19 protein-coding genes and 1 tRNA gene are annotated in these 21,697 nt (G+C 63.5%); 12 read left to right on the top strand and 8 right to left on the bottom strand.

Annotated features, from left to right (window positions below):
• The first annotated feature begins 6 nt into the window (after positions 1–6).
• The 3 genes from HGQ17_RS09820 to HGQ17_RS09810 are packed head-to-tail and all read left to right on the top strand — an operon-like array spanning position 7 to position 2,583.
• A complete protein-coding gene (locus HGQ17_RS09820; RefSeq protein ID WP_168887765.1) occupies positions 7–936 on the top strand; it encodes a metal ABC transporter substrate-binding protein in 930 nt (309 codons plus the stop codon).
• Positions 933–1,718 carry a metal ABC transporter ATP-binding protein gene (locus HGQ17_RS09815; RefSeq protein WP_168887764.1) on the top strand — a complete coding sequence of 262 codons (786 nt, stop codon included), beginning with the start codon at positions 933–935 and terminating at the stop codon, positions 1,716–1,718. The genes HGQ17_RS09820 and HGQ17_RS09815 overlap by 4 nt, the downstream gene beginning before the upstream one ends.
• Positions 1,711–2,583 (top strand): metal ABC transporter permease, encoded by an 873-nt coding sequence (locus HGQ17_RS09810; protein WP_168887763.1) that lies wholly within the window; start codon positions 1,711–1,713, stop codon positions 2,581–2,583. The genes HGQ17_RS09815 and HGQ17_RS09810 overlap by 8 nt, the downstream gene beginning before the upstream one ends.
• Here HGQ17_RS09810 and HGQ17_RS09805 read toward each other — a convergent pair.
• Positions 2,550–3,326 carry an alpha/beta hydrolase gene (locus tag HGQ17_RS09805; protein ID WP_168887762.1) on the bottom strand — a complete coding sequence of 259 codons (777 nt, stop codon included), beginning with the start codon at positions 3,324–3,326 and terminating at the stop codon, positions 2,550–2,552. The two genes, HGQ17_RS09810 and HGQ17_RS09805, sit on opposite strands and share 34 nt — an antisense overlap.
• Before the next feature lie 85 nt (positions 3,327–3,411).
• A complete protein-coding gene (locus HGQ17_RS09800) occupies positions 3,412–3,828 on the bottom strand; it encodes a Fur family transcriptional regulator (RefSeq protein ID WP_168887761.1) in 417 nt (138 codons plus the stop codon).
• Between the two features lie 62 nt (positions 3,829–3,890).
• Between HGQ17_RS09800 and HGQ17_RS09795 the strand changes: the two genes are divergently transcribed.
• Both HGQ17_RS09795 and HGQ17_RS09790 read left to right on the top strand, forming a co-directional pair.
• Positions 3,891–4,334, top strand: coding sequence for an HIT family protein (locus HGQ17_RS09795; RefSeq protein ID WP_168887760.1), 444 nt, complete (start codon positions 3,891–3,893; stop codon positions 4,332–4,334).
• An 8-nt stretch (positions 4,335–4,342) separates the two neighbouring features.
• Complete coding sequence (locus tag HGQ17_RS09790) at positions 4,343–5,296, top strand: arsenic resistance protein (RefSeq protein WP_168887759.1); 954 nt, start codon at positions 4,343–4,345, stop codon at positions 5,294–5,296.
• Here HGQ17_RS09790 and HGQ17_RS15540 read toward each other — a convergent pair.
• The 3 genes from HGQ17_RS15540 to HGQ17_RS09780 form a co-directional block, all read right to left on the bottom strand.
• The gene (locus HGQ17_RS15540; protein ID WP_267873186.1) at positions 5,265–5,399 is read right to left on the bottom strand and encodes a hypothetical protein; all 135 of its coding nucleotides are present in this window, start codon (positions 5,397–5,399) and stop codon (positions 5,265–5,267) included. The two genes, HGQ17_RS09790 and HGQ17_RS15540, sit on opposite strands and share 32 nt — an antisense overlap.
• The gene (locus tag HGQ17_RS09785; RefSeq protein WP_168887758.1) at positions 5,389–7,788 is read right to left on the bottom strand and encodes an ATP-binding cassette domain-containing protein; all 2,400 of its coding nucleotides are present in this window, start codon (positions 7,786–7,788) and stop codon (positions 5,389–5,391) included. Before HGQ17_RS09785 ends, HGQ17_RS15540 begins: the two co-directional genes overlap by 11 nt.
• Positions 7,789–7,960: 172 nt before the next feature.
• A tRNA-Leu gene (locus HGQ17_RS09780) sits at positions 7,961–8,044 on the bottom strand.
• Positions 8,045–8,203: 159 nt separating this feature from the next.
• Here HGQ17_RS09780 and hrpA point away from each other — a divergent pair.
• From hrpA to HGQ17_RS09770, 3 genes are all read left to right on the top strand, one after another.
• Positions 8,204–12,163, top strand: a complete 3,960-nt coding sequence (gene hrpA, locus HGQ17_RS09775; protein WP_168887757.1) for an ATP-dependent RNA helicase HrpA — start codon at positions 8,204–8,206, stop codon at positions 12,161–12,163.
• A 104-nt stretch (positions 12,164–12,267) separates the two neighbouring features.
• The gene (locus tag HGQ17_RS15330) at positions 12,268–12,453 is read left to right on the top strand and encodes a hypothetical protein (protein WP_229503456.1); all 186 of its coding nucleotides are present in this window, start codon (positions 12,268–12,270) and stop codon (positions 12,451–12,453) included.
• On the top strand, positions 12,443–13,231 hold the full coding sequence (locus HGQ17_RS09770; RefSeq protein ID WP_229503455.1) for an endo-1,4-beta-xylanase: 789 nt from the start codon (positions 12,443–12,445) through the stop codon (positions 13,229–13,231). The genes HGQ17_RS15330 and HGQ17_RS09770 overlap by 11 nt, the downstream gene beginning before the upstream one ends.
• 18 nt (positions 13,232–13,249) lie before the next feature.
• Here HGQ17_RS09770 and HGQ17_RS09765 read toward each other — a convergent pair whose 3' ends face one another.
• Positions 13,250–13,969 (bottom strand): lysophospholipid acyltransferase family protein, encoded by a 720-nt coding sequence (locus HGQ17_RS09765; protein ID WP_168887755.1) that lies wholly within the window; start codon positions 13,967–13,969, stop codon positions 13,250–13,252.
• Positions 13,970–14,012: 43 nt separating this feature from the next.
• Here HGQ17_RS09765 and HGQ17_RS09760 point away from each other — a divergent pair, with 43 nt between their 5' ends.
• From HGQ17_RS09760 to HGQ17_RS09750, 3 genes are all read left to right on the top strand, one after another.
• The gene (locus tag HGQ17_RS09760) at positions 14,013–14,378 is read left to right on the top strand and encodes a hypothetical protein (RefSeq protein ID WP_168887754.1); all 366 of its coding nucleotides are present in this window, start codon (positions 14,013–14,015) and stop codon (positions 14,376–14,378) included.
• A 139-nt stretch (positions 14,379–14,517) separates the two neighbouring features.
• Positions 14,518–16,353: an AMP-dependent synthetase/ligase gene (locus HGQ17_RS09755; protein ID WP_168887753.1), complete on the top strand. Its 1,836-nt coding sequence runs from the start codon at positions 14,518–14,520 to the stop codon at positions 16,351–16,353.
• Between the two features lie 59 nt (positions 16,354–16,412).
• Positions 16,413–17,783: a class II 3-deoxy-7-phosphoheptulonate synthase gene (locus HGQ17_RS09750; RefSeq protein WP_168887797.1), complete on the top strand. Its 1,371-nt coding sequence runs from the start codon at positions 16,413–16,415 to the stop codon at positions 17,781–17,783.
• A gap of 5 nt (positions 17,784–17,788) precedes the next feature.
• Here HGQ17_RS09750 and HGQ17_RS09745 read toward each other — a convergent pair whose 3' ends face one another.
• Together HGQ17_RS09745 and HGQ17_RS09740 are read right to left on the bottom strand one after the other, a co-directional pair.
• Positions 17,789–19,315: a protein kinase domain-containing protein gene (locus HGQ17_RS09745; protein WP_168887752.1), complete on the bottom strand. Its 1,527-nt coding sequence runs from the start codon at positions 19,313–19,315 to the stop codon at positions 17,789–17,791.
• A 35-nt stretch (positions 19,316–19,350) separates the two neighbouring features.
• Positions 19,351–20,442, bottom strand: coding sequence for a polyprenyl synthetase family protein (locus HGQ17_RS09740; RefSeq protein WP_168887751.1), 1,092 nt, complete (start codon positions 20,440–20,442; stop codon positions 19,351–19,353).
• Between the two features lie 11 nt (positions 20,443–20,453).
• Here HGQ17_RS09740 and dinB point away from each other — a divergent pair, with 11 nt between their 5' ends.
• Positions 20,454–21,653, top strand: a complete 1,200-nt coding sequence (dinB, locus tag HGQ17_RS09735) for a DNA polymerase IV (RefSeq protein WP_168887750.1) — start codon at positions 20,454–20,456, stop codon at positions 21,651–21,653.
• Positions 21,654–21,697: the final 44 nt, after the last annotated feature.

Below are 21,697 nucleotides of genomic sequence, written 5' to 3'. Positions count from 1 at the left end.
TAGCTCATGCGTAAATTCCCCCTAGTCGTCATGGCCTGTGCCGGTGTGCTGATGATCTCCGCCTGCGGTGAAGCCGAGAACGGCAGCCAGCCCTTGGGTGACGGGAACGCCGATGCCGAGGACACCGGTCTGACCGTGGTGGCCTCCATCGATGTCTATACCGATCTCGTCCAGGGCATCGCCGGCGACACCGTGGAAGTGGTCCCCCTGGTGGATTCCACCGCAGTGGACCCGCACTCCTATGAGGCCACTCCTCAGGACCGGATCACAGTGGAGAACGCAGATGTCATCATCGCCAATGGTGGCGGCTATGACTCCTTCATCACCCTGTTGGCCTCCGCCGCAGACAAGGATGAGGACGTCTACCAGCTCATCCCCGGTGAGAATGAGCACTCCCACGAGTACGGCGGCACCTGGGAGAACGAGCACATCTGGTACGACCTCGAGCGGATGAGCGAATTCGTCCTCGACTTCGGCGAGCACCTCGGGGAGATCGCCCCAGAGAACGCCGACTACTACACAGAGAATGCAGAGGCCCTGGCCGCCGAGATCGACGAGCTCGCCGAACGCAATGCGGCCCTTGATGCCGAAGGCCACACCTACTTTGCCACCGAGGCACTCAGCGGATATCTCCTCGACGACGCCGGCTTCGAGAACACCACACCCGAAGAGTTCCTCAACGCCGTCGAACACGGCGATGACGTCTCCCCGCGGCTGTACTCCGATGCGCTGGACCTTGCCGAGGAGATCGACCTGCTCTCCTATAACCCGCAGACCGAGACCCAGCAGTCAGCACGTATCCGCGATGCCGCCAGCGACTCCGGGGCAGTAGTGGTGGAGTTCACCGAAACGATCGACGAGGATGCAGAGGGATTCATCGATTGGATGGATACTAATATCGACATCGTCGAAGAAGCCCTGCAGGAGATGGATTGACCCCCGCCCTGAGCCTGAACGAGGCAGCCGTCACTTTCGGCTCCCGGACCCTATGGTCCGATGTCAGCTTCGCCCTGGACCGCGGTGAATTCCTGGCAGTTCTCGGGCCCAATGGTGCAGGGAAGTCCACCTTCCTCAAAGTCCTTCTGGGACTGCAGCAGCTCTCCTCCGGCAGTGCAGAGGTGCTGGGAAAACCGGTCCGCCGCGGCTCCAACCAGGTCGGCTATATTCCCCAGCACCATAACCTGGAGGCAGAGACCCCGCTGCGTGCCCGCGACCTCGTAGCTCTGGGTCTGGAAGGGCATAAATACGGCATCCCCTGGACCTCCCGGATATCCAAGGCCCGGATCGAGGACCTGCTCACCCAGGTCGGGGCACAGGAGTACGCAGACCGCCCAGTGGGTCTGCTCTCCGGAGGGGAGCAGCAGCGACTGCGTGCCGCTCAGGCCCTGGCCGGAAACCCCGCCCTGCTGCTCTGCGATGAGCCGTTGCACTCCCTGGACCTCAACCACCAGCGGGCGATCACCGAGCTGATCCGCAGCCAGGCCGTGGACCGCGGCTCTGCGGTAGTTTTCGTCACCCATGAGATCAATCCGGTGATCGAACATGTCGACCGGGTCCTCTACTTCGCCCGCGGGGACCACCGGATCGGATCAGTCTCCGAGGTGATGCGCTCCGAGGTGCTCTCCGAGCTCTATCAGTCCCCAGTGGAGGTCATCGAGCATAAGGGCCGGCTGGTGGTCATGGGAGAGCACGCAGAAGGCGAGCACCACAATGATTGAACAGATCACCTCCAGCTTCACCACCGATAACTATTGGGATCTCTTCTGGCTGGTCCGCAACTCCGTGATCACCGCCGGAGTCCTGGGGCTGATGGGCGGGATCATCGGCATCTTCATTATGCTGCGGCGCACCGGCCTGGTAGTCCACGGCATCGCCGAGATCAGCTTCGCCGGGGCAGCCCTGTTCCTGCTGGCCGGACTGGATGTTGTCCTCGGCTCCGCCGTCGGCGCGGTGGTGGCAGCCCTGCTGATCGGGGTCCTGGCCATGCGGGATAAGGACACCTCAGGGGTCACCGCAGTGCTGATGCCTTTCGGCCTGGGCCTCGGCATTCTCTTCCTGCATCTCTACCAAGGGCGCACTGCAAACCGCTTTGGCCTGCTGACCGGTCAGATCGTCGGCGTCGACGATGTCCAGACCCGCACCCTGGTCACCGGTGCAGTGATCATCTCCGCAGTGCTGATTGTCATCTGGCGACCGCTGATGTTCGCCTCAGTGGACCCCCAACTGGCGGCAGCCCGTGGCGTGAAGACCAACTTGCTGACCATCGTCTTTATGATCCTGCTCGGCGGGGCGGTGGCGATGAGTGTCCAGGTCGTCGGCGCCCTGCTGGTGCTGGCGCTGCTGGTGGTCCCCTCAGCAGCAGCACTGAAAGTCGCCAGGCATCCGGCCGCAGTGGTCACCCTTTCCTGTATCTTCGCGGTGGTCTCAGCGGTGGGTGGGATCATGATCGCTATTATGGGCACGGTGCCGATCAGCCCGTACATCACTACCATCAGCTTCCTGATCTACGTGGTTTGCCTGCTGCTGGGCTGGCGGCAGCGCAGGGGCTCTCAGGCCGAGCCGGAAACCTCAGTCACAAACTGAACGCTCCGGCGGTTCAGCAGCTCAGCATCGAAATCCAGAGGTGCCACATGTCGGCTGCGCCGCAGAATCACTTCCCGGGTCTGGGGCACTGCCGCTTTGAGCAGCCGGACTGATGCCTGGCCGACCACCTGGTCGATCGCAGAACGCAGCAGCAGCACCGGGGTCTTCCGGTCCGCCAGCTTCGGCAGAGACCGGCGGGATTCGGCGAAGATCCGGCTCAATTCGGTCACCGCCCGCACTGGGGTGACCGGGTAGGCGATCTCACGGACCCCCGGCCGGGCGATATCACCGGCAATGGCCCCCAGGGTGGGTTTCACCGGGGCCAGCAGACGGGCCAGCAGCCCGGTCCCCGGAGTCAGCCGCAGACCAGGATTGATGGCGACGACGCCGGGGGAGTCCTTCTGCGCGGCCACCCAGAGAGCCAGGGCCCCACCCATAGACAGTCCCACCGGGACCACCTCGGTGCAGCGGGTCTGCAGACGGTCATAGGCGGCGGTTACTGCCTGCAGGATCTCCTCGGCCCGGGTGGCCGAGAGGTCCTCCCAGGTGGTGCCGTGTCCCGGCAGCAGGGGAACCTCAGTGGGGATACCGGCTTCTTCCAGGGCATCGGCCACCGGCTGCACCGAATCAGTAGTCGAGGTGAAACCGTGCAGTACCAGGGCACCTGTGTTAGTCCCGGCGGCGCGCACGCCGTGACGTGGCCCGCACAGATGCTCCACATCTGCACGGGTCCCTGACGTCACGGCTTCCGTCGCATCGCCTCTCGTTCCGCTCACGCGGAACTTCACACCTGAAGTCGGAAATTCGCTGCGCTCTTTCCTCATGTGATCAGGGGATTTCGCTGCAGTTCTTGCACAGACCGAAGAGCTCGAGGGTATGGCGGATCTCGGTGAAGCCGTTATCCGCAGCAAGCTTCTGGGCCCAGGACTCCATCTCCGGGGCTTCGAACTCCACTGCCAGTCCACATTTGCGGCAGACCAGGTGGTGATGGTGCTCCTCAGCGGCACAGAGGCGGTAGATCGCCTCCCCGTCATCGGGCCGCAGAACATCCAGCAGCCCCTCCTCCTGGTGGGACTGCAGCACCCGGTAGACCGTAGCCAGGGAAACCTTCTCACCGCGGTCGCTGAGGATGCGGTGCAGATCCTGGGCGGAGACGAAATCCTCCAACTCACTGAGGGCCGACCACACCGCGCGCTTTTGGCGGGTTGAGCGGCCTTTGACCGGGGGATTGGCAGAGGTAGTCATCGTGTTCACAGCCTAGCAGTGGTGGGCTGTGCAGGTGCTGGGTTTTGGCTTAGTCTTGCCGTATGGCGACTGTGTTTTCAAAGGTGATCAGCGGTGAATTTCCCGGCCGATTCGTCTGGCAGGACGAGGTCTGCGTCGGCTTTCTCTCCATCGCGCCCCTGGCCTATGGGCACACCCTGGTGGTGCCCCGGGCGGAGATCGACAAATGGACCGATGCCGATACCGATCTCGTGGCCCATCTGAGCACGGTGGCCCACCGGATCGGTAAGGCCCAGGTGGAAGCCTTCGGCTCCGAACGGGCCGGTCTGGCCATCGCCGGCTACGAGGTTCCCCATCTGCACTTCCACGTCTGGCCCTCCAACTCCATGGCCGACCATGACTTCACCAAGGCCATGGATGACCCCGACCAGCAGAAGATGGATGAGTCGGCAGAGAAGCTGCGGGTGGCTCTGCGCCTGATGGGCGAAACAGAGAATGTGCCCGCTGAGGAGGATCAGAACAGCTGACCGGCGGTATGAGCTGGCTGGAACGGCTGCAGAGCCTCCTGGTCGCCGCGGCTGCCCTGATCGGCCTCGCCCTGGGGCTGCTCTCACCGGTTGGTGCCTATGGCGAATACGTGATCATCCCGGCCCTGCTGGTGATGCTCACCGCGATCTTCTTCCAGATTGAATCAGCCCAGATCGGTGAGATCCGCCGGGCAAAGGCCCTGGTGGGGCTCAGTCTGGTTCTGAACTACCTCTTCACCCCGGCCCTGGCCTGGGCTCTCGGGGCGGGGTTACTGGGAGGTCAGCCGGATCTACGTATCGGTCTGCTACTGCTGCTGGTGACCCCCTGTACTGACTGGTACCTGGTCTTCACCGCCCTGGCCCGTGGCCACACCGGTATCGCTGCGGCCCTGCTACCGGTGAACCTCATCCTGCAGCTGCTGCTGCTTCCGGTCTATGTGCTGCTGCTCGGTGGTGAGGCCGCCATGGTGGATGCTGGCACTCTCGCCGAGGCCGTGGGGCTGATGCTGCTGACCCCGGTGCTACTGGCCATCGCTGCGCGCTGGCTGCTCCGGCGCCGGCGGGATGCGGTACAGGCCCGCGCTCAGAACTGGGCCTCCGGCGTCGTCGTACCTCTGCTGTGTCTGGCTGTGGCTGCGATGTTCGCCTGGCAGGCCCCGGTCATCGCTGAAAGTGGAACCGAACTGCTGATGCTGCTGCCGGCACTGGGAATCTTCTTCATCCTGCTGCCCCTGCTGGCCACCGCAGCCGCAAGGACAGTGGGGCTCAGCGGAGACCAACGGGTCACGCTGACGATGGTCACCACCGCCAGGAACTCACCGATTGCCCTAGGGATCGCTGTGGCGGCCTTTCCAGATCGTCCGTTGATCGCAGTGGCCCTGGTTTTGGGACCCCTGGTGGAGCTGCCGGTGCTGGCAGCCCTGGCCCAGATCACCCGGTACCGAGGACCTCAGCGCGCTTGACCTTGAGCAGGTCGTGGGTGTCCTCATGAGTCTCCAGCCAGAGGCGCCAGGCGGCGGCGTCGGGGACGGTGAGGATCTTCTCCTCCGGAATCTCAGCGGCCATGATGGGCCCCTAGGTGCTGTCCGGTCAGGGAGTTCTCCACGCCCAGCAGATCCCTGGGGTGCCCGGAGAAGACCACCTGGCCGCCGTCGTGCCCTGCCCCGGGTCCGATATCAATGATCCAGTCGGCGCAGGAGATGACATCGAGATTATGCTCGATGACGATCACTGTCCGCCCGGAGTCCACGATCTTCTCCAACATGCCGATCAGCCGGTCGGTATCGGCCATATGCAGTCCAGCACTGGGCTCATCCAGGATGATGGTGGCGGCATCGGAGCCGATCTCGATGGCCAGTTTGATCCGCTGGCGCTCGCCGCCGGAGAGTGTGCTCAGCGGCTGGCCCAGGGTGAGGTAGCCCAGGCCCACATCGGCCAGGCGGGTCAGGATTTTCGCTGCTGCCGGGATCTTGGCCTCGGTGGCCTCCGGGGCTTTGCCGCTGAAGAAGTTCAGTGCCTCCTCCACCGGAAGGGCTAACACTTCGGCGATATTCTTCCCGCCCAGCCGGTACTCCAATACGGCGTCCTGATAGCGGCGGCCCTCACAGCCCTCACAGACCGTGGAGATCCCGGAGACGATGCCGAGGTCCTGGTAGATGACGCCCGCACCGCCGCAGGTGCGGCAGGCGCCCTCCGAGTTTGCGCTGAACAGGGCGGGTTTCACGCCATTGGCCTTGGCGAAGGCCTTACGGATCGGTTCCAGCAGACCGGTATAGGTTGCCGGATTCGAACGCCGCGAACCGCGGATGGCCGACTGGTCGACGGCGATCACACCTTCCCGGCCTGCGACAGAACCGTGGATCAGTGAGCTCTTTCCGGATCCGGCCACACCGGTGACAGCAACCAGAACCCCGGTGGGGACATCGACGTCGACCCCGCGAAGGTTATGAGTGTCCGCACCACGGATTTCGATGGCGCCAGTGGGGTTGCGGGACTGGTCTTTGAGCTGCTGGCGGGCCTCGAGGTGCTTACCAGTCAGGGTCTCGGAGCTGCGCAGGCCGGCGAAGTCCCCGGTGTAGACCACTTCGCCGCCGTGGGTTCCGGCAGCTGGGCCCATATCGATGATGTGATCGGCCACGGCCATGACCTCGGGGTTGTGCTCGACGACCAGAATGGTATTGCCCTTATCGCGCAGTTTCAGCAGCAGTTGGTTCATCCGGGCGACATCATGCGGATGCAGTCCCACTGTGGGCTCGTCGAAGACATAGGTGACATCGGTCAGCGAGGAGCCCAGATGGCGGATCATCTTCACTCGTTGGGCCTCACCGCCGGAGAGTGTGCCGGCGGCTCGTTCCAGGGACAGATACCCCAGGCCGATGGTTACGAAGTTCTGCAGCGTCTCACCGATCGCGTCCAGCAGAGGCGAAGCCCCGGTGAGGCCTTCTGCGCTGAGGTCGAGTTCATCGAACCAGATGGCCAGATCGCTGATCTGCATGACACACAGATCGGCGATGCTCTTGCCGGCGACCTTGGAGGCTCGGGTCTGTTCGGAGAGGCGGGTGCCGCCGCAGTCGGGGCAGTCGGCGAAGGTCACTGCGCGGTCCACGAAATTACGAATATGCGGCTGCATGGCATCCCTGTCCTTGGACAGGAAGGACTTCTTCACACTGGGAACCAGCCCCTGGAAGGTCATATTCGTACCGGAGATATTGACCTTGGTGGCCTCGCGGTGGAAGAGGTCTTCGCGTTCCTGTTCGGTGAAGTCGCGGATGGGCCTATCGGGGTCGAAGAATCCGGATTCCGCGTAGAACCGCACGGACCAGCCCCCGGGCTTATAGCCGGGGATGGTGATGGCACCTTCGTTGATGGACTTTGACTCGTCCACCAGTTGACTGAGGTCGATCTGGTTGACCTGGCCGCGGCCCTCACAGCGGATGCACATGCCGCCGGTGACGCTGAATCCCGCAGTTTCCTCAGTGCCATCAGCCTTGGTGAGGGTGCCGGTTCCTGAGGAGGAGGCTACGTTGAAGGAATAGGCCATGGGGTTGCCCAGGTTGGGCTGGGCGAAGCGGCTGAAGAGGATACGCAGCATGGAGTTCACATCGGTGGCGGTGCCGACTGTGGAGCGCGGATTGGGTGCCATGCGCTCCTGGTCGATGATGATCGATGCGGTCAGCCCCTCGAGGAGATCGACCTCGGGGCGGGACATGGTGGGCATGAAGCCCTGGATGAAGGCATCATAGGTTTCGTTGATCAGACGCCGGGATTCAGCGGCGATCGTACCGAAGACCAGGGAGGATTTGCCGGAGCCGGAGACTCCGGTGAAAACGGTCAGTTTCCGTTTGGGAATATCGACATCGACGCCGCGGAGATTGTTCTCCTGGGCACCACGAACTCGGATGGACTCAAAAGACAGGCTGCGCTCACTCACCTCACAATCGTACACCGTACGCATTCATGGGCAGTACCACTGTGTGTGGGTGTATCCCCTCGTGAACTCCAAGTGAGGAGCTAATGCTCTCCCCGCCGATGTGCATCTGAGACAACGCCTAGCGTGTTTTGGGCAAAGCGAAGGGCCCCGGTCCGAGAGCTTCACAACTCTCGGGCCGGGGCCCTTTCATCCTCTGTGCGCGAGGGGGGACTTGAACCCCCACGATCGTGAGATCACTGGCACCTGAAGCCAGCGCGTCTACCAATTCCGCCACTCGCGCATCGGCCCCCGTTATCCCGGTTTTCACCAGGGCCCTGGGGACCTCCGAAGTGCTGAAAACAGCGAGAGCTATCGTACCCCGAATTTCACCCAGATGCCTAATCGGCCTCAATGGCCCCTGCTGAGCCCCGGGATCACGCCCCGATAGACTCGATAGGTCATGCCTACCGAGACTCACACCGCACCGGTCTACACCACCGCCGACCTCCACTACCCGCAGCACCTTCCGGTCACCGGTGAACGCGAAACGATCCTCGCGGCCCTGCGCGAGAACCAGGTCGTCGTCGTCGCCGGGGAAACAGGCTCAGGCAAGACAACCCAGTTGCCCAAAATGCTCCTTGAACTGGGCACTCACCAGCACGGACTCATCGGCCACACCCAGCCCCGCCGGCTCGCCGCCCGAACGGTAGCCGAACGCCTGGCCGAAGAACTGCACACCGAGATCGGCCACACCGTCGGCTACCAGGTCCGGTTCACCGCAGAAGTCGGTGAGGACACCTCGGTGAAACTGATGACCGACGGCATCCTCCTGGCCGAGATCCAACGCGACCCCCTCCTGCGGAAATACTCCGCGATCGTCATCGATGAGGCCCACGAACGGTCCCTGAACATCGATGTGATCCTCGGCTACCTCAAACGCATCCTCCCCAAACGCCCCGACCTCAAAGTCGTGGTCACCTCCGCGACCATCGACCCCGAACGGTTCAGTCAGCACTTCGGTGAAGCCCCCATCATCGAAGTCTCCGGCCGCACCTACCCTGTAGAGATCCGCTACCGGCCAGTCCTCGACCTCGAGACCACAGAGGAGGACGAAACTGCTGAAACAGCAGGCGGCCAACCCGAAGAGCGCGACCTGCTCGACGCCGTCAACGACGCCGTGGTGGAACTGGCCGAAGAGCCCGACGGCGATATCCTCATCTTTTTCCCCGGAGAGCGCGAGATCCGCGACGCCGCCGATGCACTGGCTGAAACCGCCAAACGCCACCGCAGGCTCCAGCAGGCCGAAATCCTCCCACTTTTCGGCCGGCTCTCCCTCCAGGAGCAGAAACGAGTCTTCAACCCCGGCGGAAGGCGACGCATCGTCCTGGCCACCAACGTGGCAGAAACCTCACTGACCGTCCCCGGGATCAAATACGTCATCGACACCGGCACTGCACGCATCTCCCGGTACTCCACCCGCACCAAAGTCCAACGCCTGCCCATCGAACCGATCAGCCAGGCCAGCGCCAACCAGAGGGCCGGACGCTGCGGACGAACCAGCGACGGTATCTGCATCCGGCTCTACTCCGAGGAGGACTTCACCTCCCGCCCCGAGTTCACCGACCCCGAGATCCTGCGCACCTCCCTGGCCAGCGTGCTGCTGCAGATGTCCTCGATGGGTATCACCAAAAGCCCCAAGGAACTGCTGGACTTCCCCTTCGTGCAGAAACCCGACGCCAAAGCCGTCAACGACGCCGTCCGGCTGCTGAATGAACTCGGAGCACTGAAGCCCACCGGAGAGGTCACCGGAACCGGCCGACGCCTGGCCCAACTGCCAGTGGACCCCCGGCTGGCGCGCATGATGGTCGAAGCCGCCAGACAGGACTGCCTCACCGAGGTCACCGTGTTGGTGGCCGCACTGTCCATCCAGGACGTGCGTGAGCGCCCCACCGAACACCGCGACGCCGCCGATGCCCTGCATAAGCGCTTCACCGACGACAAATCAGACTTCTCCGCGCTGCTGAACCTCTGGCGATACATCACCGAACAGCAGACCGAGCTCTCCTCCTCCCAGTTCCGCAAACTCTGCCGCCGCGAATACCTCAACTGGCTGCGCATCCGCGAATGGCAGGATCTCGTGGCCCAGCTGGGGGAACTGGCCCAACAGTCCAAACTGGCCAAACAGCGCATCCGCTCCCGCACCCGGGTGGAACATGTGTCCAAACACGACCAGATCCACAAATCCCTGCTCTCCGGACTGCTCAGCCACCTCGGGATCTATACCCCAAGAACCCGCGAATACCAGGGGGCACGCGGCGCAAAATTCGCCATCTTCCCCGGGTCCGGACTGTTTAAGAAGAACCCCGATCTGGTCATGGCAGCAGAACTGGTCGAAACCTCCCGGCTCTGGGCGCGGACTGTGGCAGCCGTGGAACCGGCCTGGGCCGAAGAAATCGGCAGCCACCTGCTCAAACGCAGCCACACCGACCCCGTATGGTCCTCCAAACGAGGAGCGGTGGTGGCCACCGAACGCGTCACCCTCTTCGGTGTGCCGATTGTGGCCGACCGAACCGTGCTCTACGGCAAAATCGACCCCCAGTTCGCCCGCACCGAGTTCATCCGGCACGCACTGATCGAAGGGGACTGGAACACTCGGCACCACTTCGACAAACGCAACCGCAGCCGGTTCAAAGAGATCGACCAGCTCGAGGACCGCACCGGCAGGCGGGGACTGCGAGCAGCCGATCACCACCTGATGGACTTCTTCGACCAGCGGCTGCCACGGGCCATCACCTCCCAGCGGGCCTTCGACGCCTGGTGGAAGAAACAGCGCCACGAAACTCCAGAGCTGCTCGACCTCCCCGAATCCACACTGATGGCCCCCGAGGCCGAACAGGTGGACCTGGAGGCCTTCCCCGAACACTTCGACCACGACGGCCTGCAGCTGGAGCTCACCTACGCCTATGAGGCCGGAGTCACCGTCCGAGTGCCGGTGCTGTTCCTCAACCAGTTGCAGCCCCACCGCTTCGAATGGTTCATCCCGGGCAGACGCACCGAGATGATCACCGGACTGATCCGCTCCATGCCCAAAACCCTGCGCAAAAACTTCGTGCCTGCCCCAGATGTCGCAGCCCAAGCCAGGGAGCAGATGGAGCAGGACAATGAGCCCGAGGTTGATGCCTTCCGCCCCGCTCTGGCAGCAGCCCTGCGGCAGCTCAAAGGCGTCGTCGTCGACCCCGCCGACCTCGATCTCGAAGCACTGCCAGACCACCTGCGGTTCACCTTCGCCGTGGTCTCCGACCGCGGCCGGATCCTGGACTCCAGCTTTGACCTTGCCGAACTCCAAGTCAGATTCAGTCAGGAGAACCGGCAGGCTATCCAGCGCTCCGTCAGCGGAGAGTCCGGAGGGGCAACAGCAAAGCCCGGTTCCTCCGGTCCGAAAAACGCGCAGAAAAGCGCCTCGCCAGGGGCAAAGCGTGGGGGAGGGGGCGCCCTTGCAGATGCCTCCTCCCAATTGCCGACACATGTGCGCCACCAGACCAGCTGGAGCTTCGGGGAGATCCCCCGGGAAGTCACCAGCCAGGCCGCCGGCCGCGAGGTCACCGGCTATCCCGCACTGACCCCGGATGCCACCACCGAGGGCAGAACCCAGGGGGTGCGGCTGACCATCACCGGCTCAGCTGCCGAACAGACACGGACCCACGCATCCGGCGTCGTCGTGCTTCTCAGGGCCGTGCTGCCCTCACCGCAGCGTTATGTGGTCGAGCATCTGAGCAACCGGGAGCGGATGGCCCTGGGCCAGTTCGCCCAGGACACCTCCACCACGGTCGAGCAGCTGGTGGCCGATTCCACCACGGCGGTTCTGGCTCACCTCATCCCCGAAGAACTGCCCTTCACCGAGGCAGCTTTCGAGGCCATCGCCCGGGCAGCCCGTGCCGAGCAGATCGAGACGACCCTGAAACTCACCGACACCCTGGCCCAGGTGCTGACCCTCAACACCGAGCTGCGCTCGCGGTTGGCCTCGGTGAAGTCCAAGGCGTTGAGTCCGGCGGTCTCCGATATGCAGGCCCAGATCGACCAACTGGTCTACGCCGGCTTCGTCACCGCCACCGGCTACGCCCAGCTGCAGCACCTTCCCCGCTATCTGCAGGGGATGCGGCTGCGGCTGGACAGACTGGAATCCGGGCAGGGGGTTGCCAAGGACACCACGGATATGCAGCAGGTTCAGGAACTCGAGGACGACTACGACGCCGCAGTCGAGGCCGTCCCCGAACAGCTTCCGGTGCCGGCGCAGCTGTCTGCGGTGAAATGGATGATCGAGGAGCTGCGGGTCAACCTCTTCGCCCAGCAGCTGGGCACAGCCCAGACCGTCAGCGCCAAGCGAATTCGGCGGGCACTGAAGCAGGCGCAGAGCAATTAATCAGCTCAATTAATCACCAGGTGTGACCCTTGATATATGCTTGAGGGTAAATTAGTCTTCCGGGAAGACAAAAGGTGTGTTGTACATCACCGTGAGGGAGAACTATGTCACCGCACCTGAGAACTCGGATCGCAACCCTGGGCATCGGTGCACTTGCCCTGACCGCCTGCGCCGAGGATGACGGCGACACCGAGGACACCAACGGTGAAGACCAGGAGGCTGCCGAGAACGAGGCGGCTGAAGGGGATGCCGAAGAGGGGGCAGACACCGAGGAGGCAGATGCCCGATGATGCCGAATACCGCGACCACCTTGCCGCCGAATACAACTCACTGACCCACGAGAACTACCTCAAATGGGAGTTCATCCAGCCTGAGCAGGGCGAATACGACTTCGAGGCCGCCGATGCAGTGGTCACCTTCGCTCAGGAACACGGCATGGATATGCGCGGCCACGCCCTGTTCTGGCACTCCCAGAACCCCGAATGGCTAGAGGAAGGCGACTTCTCCGAGGAGGAGCTGCGCGAGATTCTCGAGGACCACGTCCGCACTGTGGTCTCCCGCTACTCCGGCTGCATCCAGCAGTGGGATGTGGCCAACGAGATCTTCGACGACGACGAGGACGCCTCGATCCGAGACGGCGAGGACGGCAATATCTGGATCCGCGAACTGGGCGAGGAGGTCCTGGACGATATCTTCCTCTGGGCCCACGAGGAGGACCCCGAAGCCCTGCTGTTCTACAACGACTACAACGTCGACGGGCTCAACGCTAAGGCCGATGCCTACTACGAGCTGATCGAGGATCAGCTGGAGCGGGATATCCCGGTCCATGGCTTCGGCGCTCAGACGCACCTCTCCATGGAGTACGGATTCGATGACAGCTACCAGGAGAACCTCGAGCGTTTCGCCGATCTCGGCCTGCACAAGCGCGGGGAGGACGGCGAGTTCGAGCGCAAGCCCACCTACTGCGCCATCCAGCGAAGCCTCGTGGATGCAGCAGAGGGTGAAGGTGCCTTTGATGGGGACGAGGACCTCACCGTCTGCCAGGACATCCTGGCTGAGGTGGAGTGACCTCGCGGGCGGGCGGGGCTATTTGCCCCGCTTGCCCTTACCCTGCGCGCTGCGAGCCTCTTCCAGCTGTTTCTTGACTGTGGCGGCATAGACATCGACATACTCCTGACCGGAGAGTCGCATGATCTGTGACATCACCTCATCGGTGACCGCCCGCTGGGCGAACCGATCACCGGCGTTGTCGTAATAGGACTCGAAGGTCATCGGCTCTCCGATGATCAGCCCCACCCGGCGGACCCGGGGGATGTTCTTATCGATGGGCTGGACCTTATCGGTGCCGATCAGCGCCATCGGGATCACCGGAACCTGAGCCCTCAGGGCCAGCTGCGCGACCCCGAGCTTGCCTCGGTACAGTCGCCCGTCTGGGCTGCGGGTGCCCTCGGGGTAGATACCCAAGAGGTCCCCATTGCTCAGTGCCTCCAGGCCGCCGGCCAAGGAAATCTGGCTGGCCTGACCGCCGGAGCGGTCCATCGGAATCTGGCCGGTGATATTGAAGAACCACCGGTTCCACACACCGGCCACACCGCGGCCCTTCCAGTAGTCGTTCTTTGCCAGAAATCGAACCTGCCGGGGAACAGCCACGGGGATGAAGACAGAGTCCGAGAAGGACATGTGGTTCGAGGCCAGAATCGCGGCCCCTTCACTGGGGATATGGTCCAAGCCCTTCACCCAGGGCCGGAATATGGTATTGACTGCTGGCCCGACGGCAAATCTCTTGGCAATGCTGTAGAACGACACATGCCTACTGTAAACGGCCAAAGTGACCGGTACTGTTAACCCTATGGCTCCACCACGTGACGGAAATAACTACTACCGGCGCCGCAACGCTCAGCCGCCCTCGGGTCGGCCGGTGCCGAAGAACCTCGGACAGCGCGGCCCGCGCGACTACAGCCCCCCAGAGCTGGAGGACGACTTCCGCCCGCCGAACCCCGGTAACCCGGTGGCAGGCGCCAAACCCGGTGTGGTCATCGGCGCACTGCTGGCCGTACTGGGCATCGTGGCGCTTGTTGTCCATCCCTTCCTGCCCCTGGATCTGCCGGGCTGGACCACAGCCGCACTGATTGGTGTGATCATCCTGGGCATCGTCGTGCTCTTCATGCAGATGCCCTCCAAACGAGCCGGAACCGACGACGGCGCGCAAGTCTGAGACCGCTCTTCCATCCTGCGGAACTGTGGGTGGTGGGGTTACCTCGCCATGGCAAAAAGCACTGGTAGTGTGAAGCGGAACACATATACTGGCCGGTAAGTAGATGTAGCCCGTACATCCCCTGGGAGGAGATGGACCAATGAAAGAGCACGTAGTACCCGCCGCCGTCGAGGTTGACGCAACACTCAACATCACGGATCTTCTGGAGCGCCAGGTCGCCGAGGACCCCAAGAACGCACTCTTCGGTCGCCAACTGACTCCGGGGGAGTGGACAGATGTATCCGCCGCCCAGTTCCGAGAAGATGTCACAGGCCTCGCCAAGGGATTGATCGCTCGAGGCATCCAGCCCGGCGATCGCGTGGCCATTATGGCCGCCACGCGCTACGAGTGGACCCTGCTGGACTTCGCCATCTGGTACGCCGGTGCAGTCACCGTGCCGATCTACGAAACATCCTCGCCCTCCCAGATCGCCTGGATCGTGGAGGACTCCGGGGTCAAACTGGTCTTCGCGGAGTCTGACTCCCACGCCAAGGCAGTCGACCGTGCGGCCACCCAGGAGAAGCTCCAAACCCTGGAACACCTGCTGACCATCGAAGGTGACGACCTCGAGAAGCTGCGCAGCGAAGGCGCCGGGGTCTCCGATGACGACATCGAATCCCGCCGGTCCGCAGCCAACCTGGAGGATCTGGCCACCATCATCTACACATCCGGGACCACCGGCCGGCCCAAGGGCTGCCAGCTGACCCACGGCAACTTCGTGGAACTTTCGCTCAACGGCATCGCTTCCTTGGGGGAGGCCATCAATAAGCAGTCCTCCACTGTCCTGTTCATCCCGTTGGCCCATGTCTTCGCCCGGTTCATCTCGGTCATCTCCGTGGCCGCCGGTGCTCGAGTGGGTCACACCGCCGATATCAAACAGCTCGTCGACGACCTCGGTACCTTCAAGCCGACATTCCTGCTGGCCGTGCCCAGGGTTTTCGAGAAGATCTACAACGCCGCAATGATGAAGGCCGAAGGCGATGGCAAAGGCAAGATCTTCGCCAAAGCAGCCCAGACCGCCATCGACTACTCCGCAGCCAAACAGGACGGCAAAGTCGGATTCGGCCTCAAACTCAAGCACGGGCTGTTCGACAAGCTCGTCTACTCCAAGCTGCGTGCCCGGATGGGCGGACAGGTCACCCACGCAGTCTCCGGCGGCTCTCCGCTGGGCGCCCGTCTGGGGCATTTCTTCAACGGCATCGGCGTGCTGGTCATGGAGGGCTACGGTCTGACCGAGACCACCGCCCCGCTGACAGTCAATACTCCCACCCAGTCCAAGATCGGCACGGTCGGCCCGCCCGTGCCGGGCAACGCAGTCAAAATCGATGAGGACGGCGAAATTCTGGCCAAGGGTGTCGCAGTCTTCCGAGGCTACCTCAACCGTCCCGATGCCAATGCCGAGGACTTCACCGATGACGGCTGGTACCGCACCGGCGATGTCGGCTTCCTGGATGAGAACGGATTCCTCACCATCACCGGCCGGAAGAAGGAGATTTTGGTCACCGCCGCCGGTAAGAACGTCTCCCCGGCCCAGCTTGAGGACCAGATGCGCGCCGATGCGATCGTCTCCCAGGCCGTGGTTGTCGGTGACGGACGCCCCTTCGTCGCCGCACTGATCACTCTGGACTCCGAGACCCTGCCCTCCTGGTTGGAACCCCGCGGTATCGACCCCAACACTCCGGTGAGCGAACTGATTGAGAACCCCATGATCCGGGAGCACATTCAGTCTGTGGTCGATAAGGCGAACACCACCGTCTCCCGGGCCGAATCGATCCGTAGCTTCAAGCTGCTGGACAAGGACTTCACCATCGAGTCCGGACACCTCACGCCCTCGATGAAAATCCGCCGTGCAGACGTCATGAAGGACTACGCGGACGAGGTGGACAAGCTCTACGAAGACGCAGCGGCGCAACGTGAATCGCAGGCGGGCCAGTAACGGAGTACCCTACTGGGGTGACTGCTGCAGAAGAGACCACCCCACGCACTGAGAAACCGCTGACCGCCCCCGGCGAGATCATCCATACCGGAGCAGCCGAGTATCCGGGCCTGGACCGCTGGCGCGAGCTCCCTCTCAAGCAGCAGCCGGACTGGCGCGGCCACCCCGATTTTCAGTCCGCCTACGGCGAACTGTCCACGAATCCGCCACTGGTCTTCGCCGGTGAGGTCGATAAGCTCAAGAACCGTCTGGCCCAGGTGGCCGAGGGCAAAGCATTCCTGCTCCAGGGCGGGGACTGCGCGGAGACTTTCGACGATGTCACCGCCGATAAGATCAGCGCCAAGGTCAAGACCATCCTGCAGATGGCAGTGGTGCTGACCTATGGTGCGGCCCTGCCGGTGGTGAAGATGGGCCGGATGGCCGGTCAGTACGCCAAGCCGCGCAGCTCGGATATGGAAACCCGCGGGGATATCACCCTGCCCAGCTTCCGGGGCGAGATCGTCAACGGTTTCGACTTCACCGAGGAAGCCCGCATTCCTGACCCCAAACGGATGGTGCGCGCCTACCACAACTCGGCGGCGACCCTGAATCTGATCCGTGCCTTCACTGAGGGCGGGTTCGCTGACCTCCGCGCTGTTCAGCAGTGGAATAAGGGCTTCATGGAGAACCCCGCCCACGCCAAATACGAGCAGATCGCCGGCGAGATCGACCGGGCAGTGCAGTTCATGCAGGCCTGTGGTGCTGACTTCGAGTCCCTGAAGCGCACCGAGTTCTACGCCGCACACGAGGCGCTGCTGCTGGACTACGAGCGTGCTCTGACCCGGATCGACTCCCGCACCGGCCAGCCCTATGTGACCTCCGGTCACTTCGTCTGGATCGGTGAGCGAACCCGTGACCTCGACGGCGCCCATGTGGACTACCTCTCCCGGGTACGCAACCCCCTGGGTGTGAAACTGGGCCCCACCACCAAGCCGGAGACTGCCCTGGAGCTGATCGAGAAGCTGGATCCCGAGCGTGAGCCCGGCCGGCTGACCTTCATCTCCCGGATGGGTGCGGCCAATATCCGTGAGAAGCTGCCCCCGCTGGTGGAAGCAGTCCGGGATTCCGGCGCCAAAGTCGTCTGGGTCACCGATCCCATGCACGGCAACACCATCACCGCGAAGAACGGTTATAAAACCCGCCGGTTCGACGACGTCATGGACGAGGTCCGCGGCTTCTTCGAGGTGCACCAGGCAGCCGGTACCTACCCCGGTGGTCTGCATGTGGAGATGACCGGCGATGATGTGGCCGAATGCCTCGGCGGCTCCGATGTGATCGACGAGTCAGCCTTCGACGGTCGCTACGAGTCCCTGGTCGACCCCCGGCTGAACCATAAACAGTCCCTGGAGATGGCCTTCCTCGTCGCAGAGTCCCTCACCAAAGTCTCCTAAGGGGACTAGGGCAGCGAGGGGATGAGGCTCTCGCTGATGCCCAGCTGGAAGCCCAGCAGCATCACCACGGCCAGCACAATCATCACCACAGCCGCAGCAATACCCTGGCGGGCCGGGGTTGGGCCATTGAGCTCAGCCACCGGCCGCTGGCGCTGCTTCTTATCCTTACCGATGGGTGTGTGCGTCCGCTGAGGCTGTCGTGCCGGCTGCGGACCGGTCTCGGCATCAGCGACACTGAGCCGGGTCGGCAGGGGAACCTCCGCCACTGTCTGTCGATCCTCAACGGCCAGGGTCGCCCAAGGATCAGCCTGTGGCGCCGGGGCAGGGGCCTGCGGCCGTGGGGGAGGAGCGGCTTGGGCCTGGCCCAGGGCAGTGGTGACATCCTCATCCCAGTCCTGATCGCCGTCCTCGGCGGTGGGGAAGTCTTCGGCCGCACCCGGAAGGGCAGCAGTGGCCGGCTCGGCTGACTCCTCTTCGAAGTCCTCAGCCCCGGGCAGATCCTCCTCGAAGACCTCGTCCTCATCATCCTCGAGGGGTTCCTCGGCGGAGCCGGCCGGCATCACCTGGGTCGCCTCTGAGGTCCCGGCGGCTGGGGCGTCGTCGTCATCGGTCTCGGTCTCCGGCTCGGAGAAGTCCTCCGGCGGCGGCGGATTGTGGCGGCGATGTTTGACCAGGGCGCCGTCGAAGTCCAACTGCTCCTCAGTGAGCTCATCGCGCACAGCCTCAAGCTGCTCCAGCAGCTCATCGGCATTCTTGGGCCGGTCCGCTGGATCGGCGCGGGTCGCCTCCCGGACCAGTGAATCCAGGGTCTCGGCCAGTCCCGGCACATAGGAGGAGGGGGCGGGAACGGTGGAATTGACGTGTTGGAAGGCCACCCGGACCGGGGAGTCGCCGGTATAGGGCTGGACTCCGGTGAGCATCTCATAGAGCAGGATCCCGACGGCGTAGATATCGGCCCGCTCATCGGCACCCTCGCCGGAGAGCAGCTCGGGGGAGATATAGGCGACCGTGCCCATCAGGGTGGAGGTTCCCGAATGGTGAGTGGCGGCCCGGGCCAGCCCGAAGTCAGCGAGCTTGATCCGGCCCTCGGGGGAGACCAGCACATTCTCCGGTTTGATATCCCGGTGCACCAGGCCGGCGCGGTGCGCCGCGGAGAGCCCCGAGAGGATCGCCTGAGCGTAGGCCAAGGTCAGCCGGGGCGTCATCGGGCCTCGCTTCAGCAGCGTGCGCAGGGTCGCACCCGGCACATACTCCATGACCATATAGGCGGTCTCACGGGTCTGGCCCTGATCGAGGACCTGCACCACATTGGGGTGGCTGATCAGCGCCGAGTTGCGGGCCTCCTGCTCGAACCGCTGCACGACCTTGCGGTCCTCGGCCATATGCGGGAAGAGCACCTTGATCGCCACTTCACGGTGCAGGCGCTGGTCCTTGGCCAGGTAGACCGTGGACATGCCGCCGCGAGCCACACGCCGTTCGATGGCGTACCGCTCTCCGATGACTGAGCCGATCCAGCTCTCCTCGCTGCTCATTGTTTCAGGGTATCGAAGTCGGCTTCGCTCGGCGTTCAGGACGTGCGGGAGACCAAACGCTGAGCGAGGTCATCGAGGTCATCAAGCACGGCCGCAGAGACCCCCAGCTCAGGCAGCCGCCCCCGCGCATCCCGGCTGGTCTCGGCCAGGGCGGAAATCTCGGCCTCCACCTGCTGTGCGGCACCGCAGGAACGCAGGATCTCCTGGGCGCGGAAGACCTCCTGCTGGGTCAGTTCAGCAGTACCCAGCATCTGCTCCAGCTCATCGGCCTCCGCAGCCGGGGCGTGAGCAAGCCCATAGGCGACCAGTTCGGTGCGCTTACCTTCCCTGAGGTCGTCACCGACTGGTTTGCCCGTCAGCTCAGGATCTCCGAAGACCCCTAAGAGATCATCCTGCAGCTGGAAGGCCTCACCCAGGGGAAGGCCGATCTCGGAGAGAGCCGCCAACAGATCCTCGCTGCCGCCGCCCAGCGCAGCCCCCAGGATGAGGGGGTACTCCACGCTGTACTTCGCCGCCTTATAGATCAGGACATTACGAGCCCGGCTGCGCATAGTCTGCGGGTCGGTGGCGATATCCACCTCCGCCAGAACATCCAGATACTGCCCGGTGATCACCTCGGTATGCATCCGCTCAAAGATCCCCCGGGCAGTGCCGGAGGTTTCAGCGAGGGTCTCAGCACGGGTGAAGGCCTCATTGGCCCAGGCCAGAGCGAGATCCCCGGCCAGAATCGCCCCGGAGATGCCGAAATGTTCGGCGCTTCCGGCGAAACTGGCATCGCGGTGGCGCTGGGTGAACCACCGGTGGGTGCTGGGTTGACCACGGCGGGTATCGGAGCGGTCGATGACGTCGTCGTGGACCAGGGCCGCCGCCTGAAAGAGCTCCAGTGCGGTGCCGAGTTCAATAATGGCCTGCTGCTGTCCGGTGCTGGTCTCCTGATCACCTGCTGCAGCCCGGTAGCCCAACCAGGCAAGCAGGGGACGCAGCTTCTTCCCACCTGCAGTCAGCGCCAGCAGGGAGTCCACCACTGCAGCAGAATTGGGGTCGATCTGCTCGACATGGCGGCGCTTATCCTCCAGAAACTCCCGGCAGCGCTGATTGACGTTCTCGACGTGTCCGTAGGTGGGCATACGCTAAGCCTATGACCTCCCGAAGCCGGGCACCGATCATTGCGCATGTGGATATGGATGCCTTCTATGTGGAGGCCGAACTGCTGGACAAACCCGAACTGCGCGGTGAGAAGATCATCGTTGCAGGGGAGGGACGTTCAGTGGTGCTCTCGGCCTCCTATGAAGCGCGCCGCGACGGCGTGCGCTCGGCCATCCCACTCAGCCGAGCCCGCCAGCTGAGCCCCACAGCCATCGTCATCCCACCCCAGATGCACCGCTACCGGGAACTCTCGGCCAGGATCATGGCCTATTTCGACACGCTGACCCATCTGAAGGAACAGCTCAGCGTGGATGAAGCCTTCCTCGACCTCACCGGGGCCAGGCGCCGGCTGGGAGACCCCGAACAGATGGGGCAGCTGATCCGCGAAGGCATCCGTGCCGAAGTGGGACTGCCGGCCACAGTGGGAATCGCCGACCGGAAGTTCATCGCCAAAATCGCCTCCACACGGGCCAAACCCGATGGTCTGCTGGTGGTGCCACCAGCTGCCCGCATCAAATTCCTGCACAGCCTGCCCGCCTCAGCCCTGTGGGGTGTGGGTGCTAAGACCAATGAAGTCCTAGCCGGGATGGGTCTGCGCACCGTCCAGCAGATCGCAGAGATGCCGCGGGAGATCCTGGCCAAGAAACTCGGAGCCGTCGGCGAGCATCTACATGATCTGGCCTGGGGACATGACCCCCGCGGGGTCGAACCGGTACGGGAGGAGAAGAGCATCGGGGCCGAGGAGACCTTCGCCGAGGATATCCGCAGTACTGAGGCGCTACGCCGGGAACTGCTGCGGCTCTCCCATAAGGTGGCCGGCCGGCTGCGCAGCAGCGGACTGCAGGCATCAGGGCTGAGTATGAAGATCCGATGGCGCGATTTCACCACTCTGACCCGCTCAGCAGTGCTGCGCCATCCCAGCCAATCGGGTCCGGAACTGCATGCGGCGGCTGTGCGGCTGCTGGAGAAACTGGGAGACCGGCCGCAGCCGGTGCGGCTGATCGGAGTCCGAGCTGAGAAGCTCAGCCGCAGTGACGGCAGCCTTCAGTTGAGTTTCGACGCCCACGACGACGACTGGCTTGCCGCCCAACGAGCCTCAGATGCCGTCTCGGGGAAGTTCCCGGGGGCCGCTGTTCAGCCGGCATCCCTGCTGGATGCGGAGAAACCCCAGGAAAACCCCGATTCTGGGTAATAACTGAGGATTACATGACAACTTGATCACAGGTTTGGTCCCCG

It is taken from the genome of Nesterenkonia sedimenti (assembly GCF_012641515.1).
Lineage (GTDB): Bacteria > Actinomycetota > Actinomycetes > Actinomycetales > Micrococcaceae > Nesterenkonia > Nesterenkonia sedimenti.
Note: the sequence above shows the minus strand (reverse complement) of the source record. Positions and strands in the feature narration are given on the sequence as shown.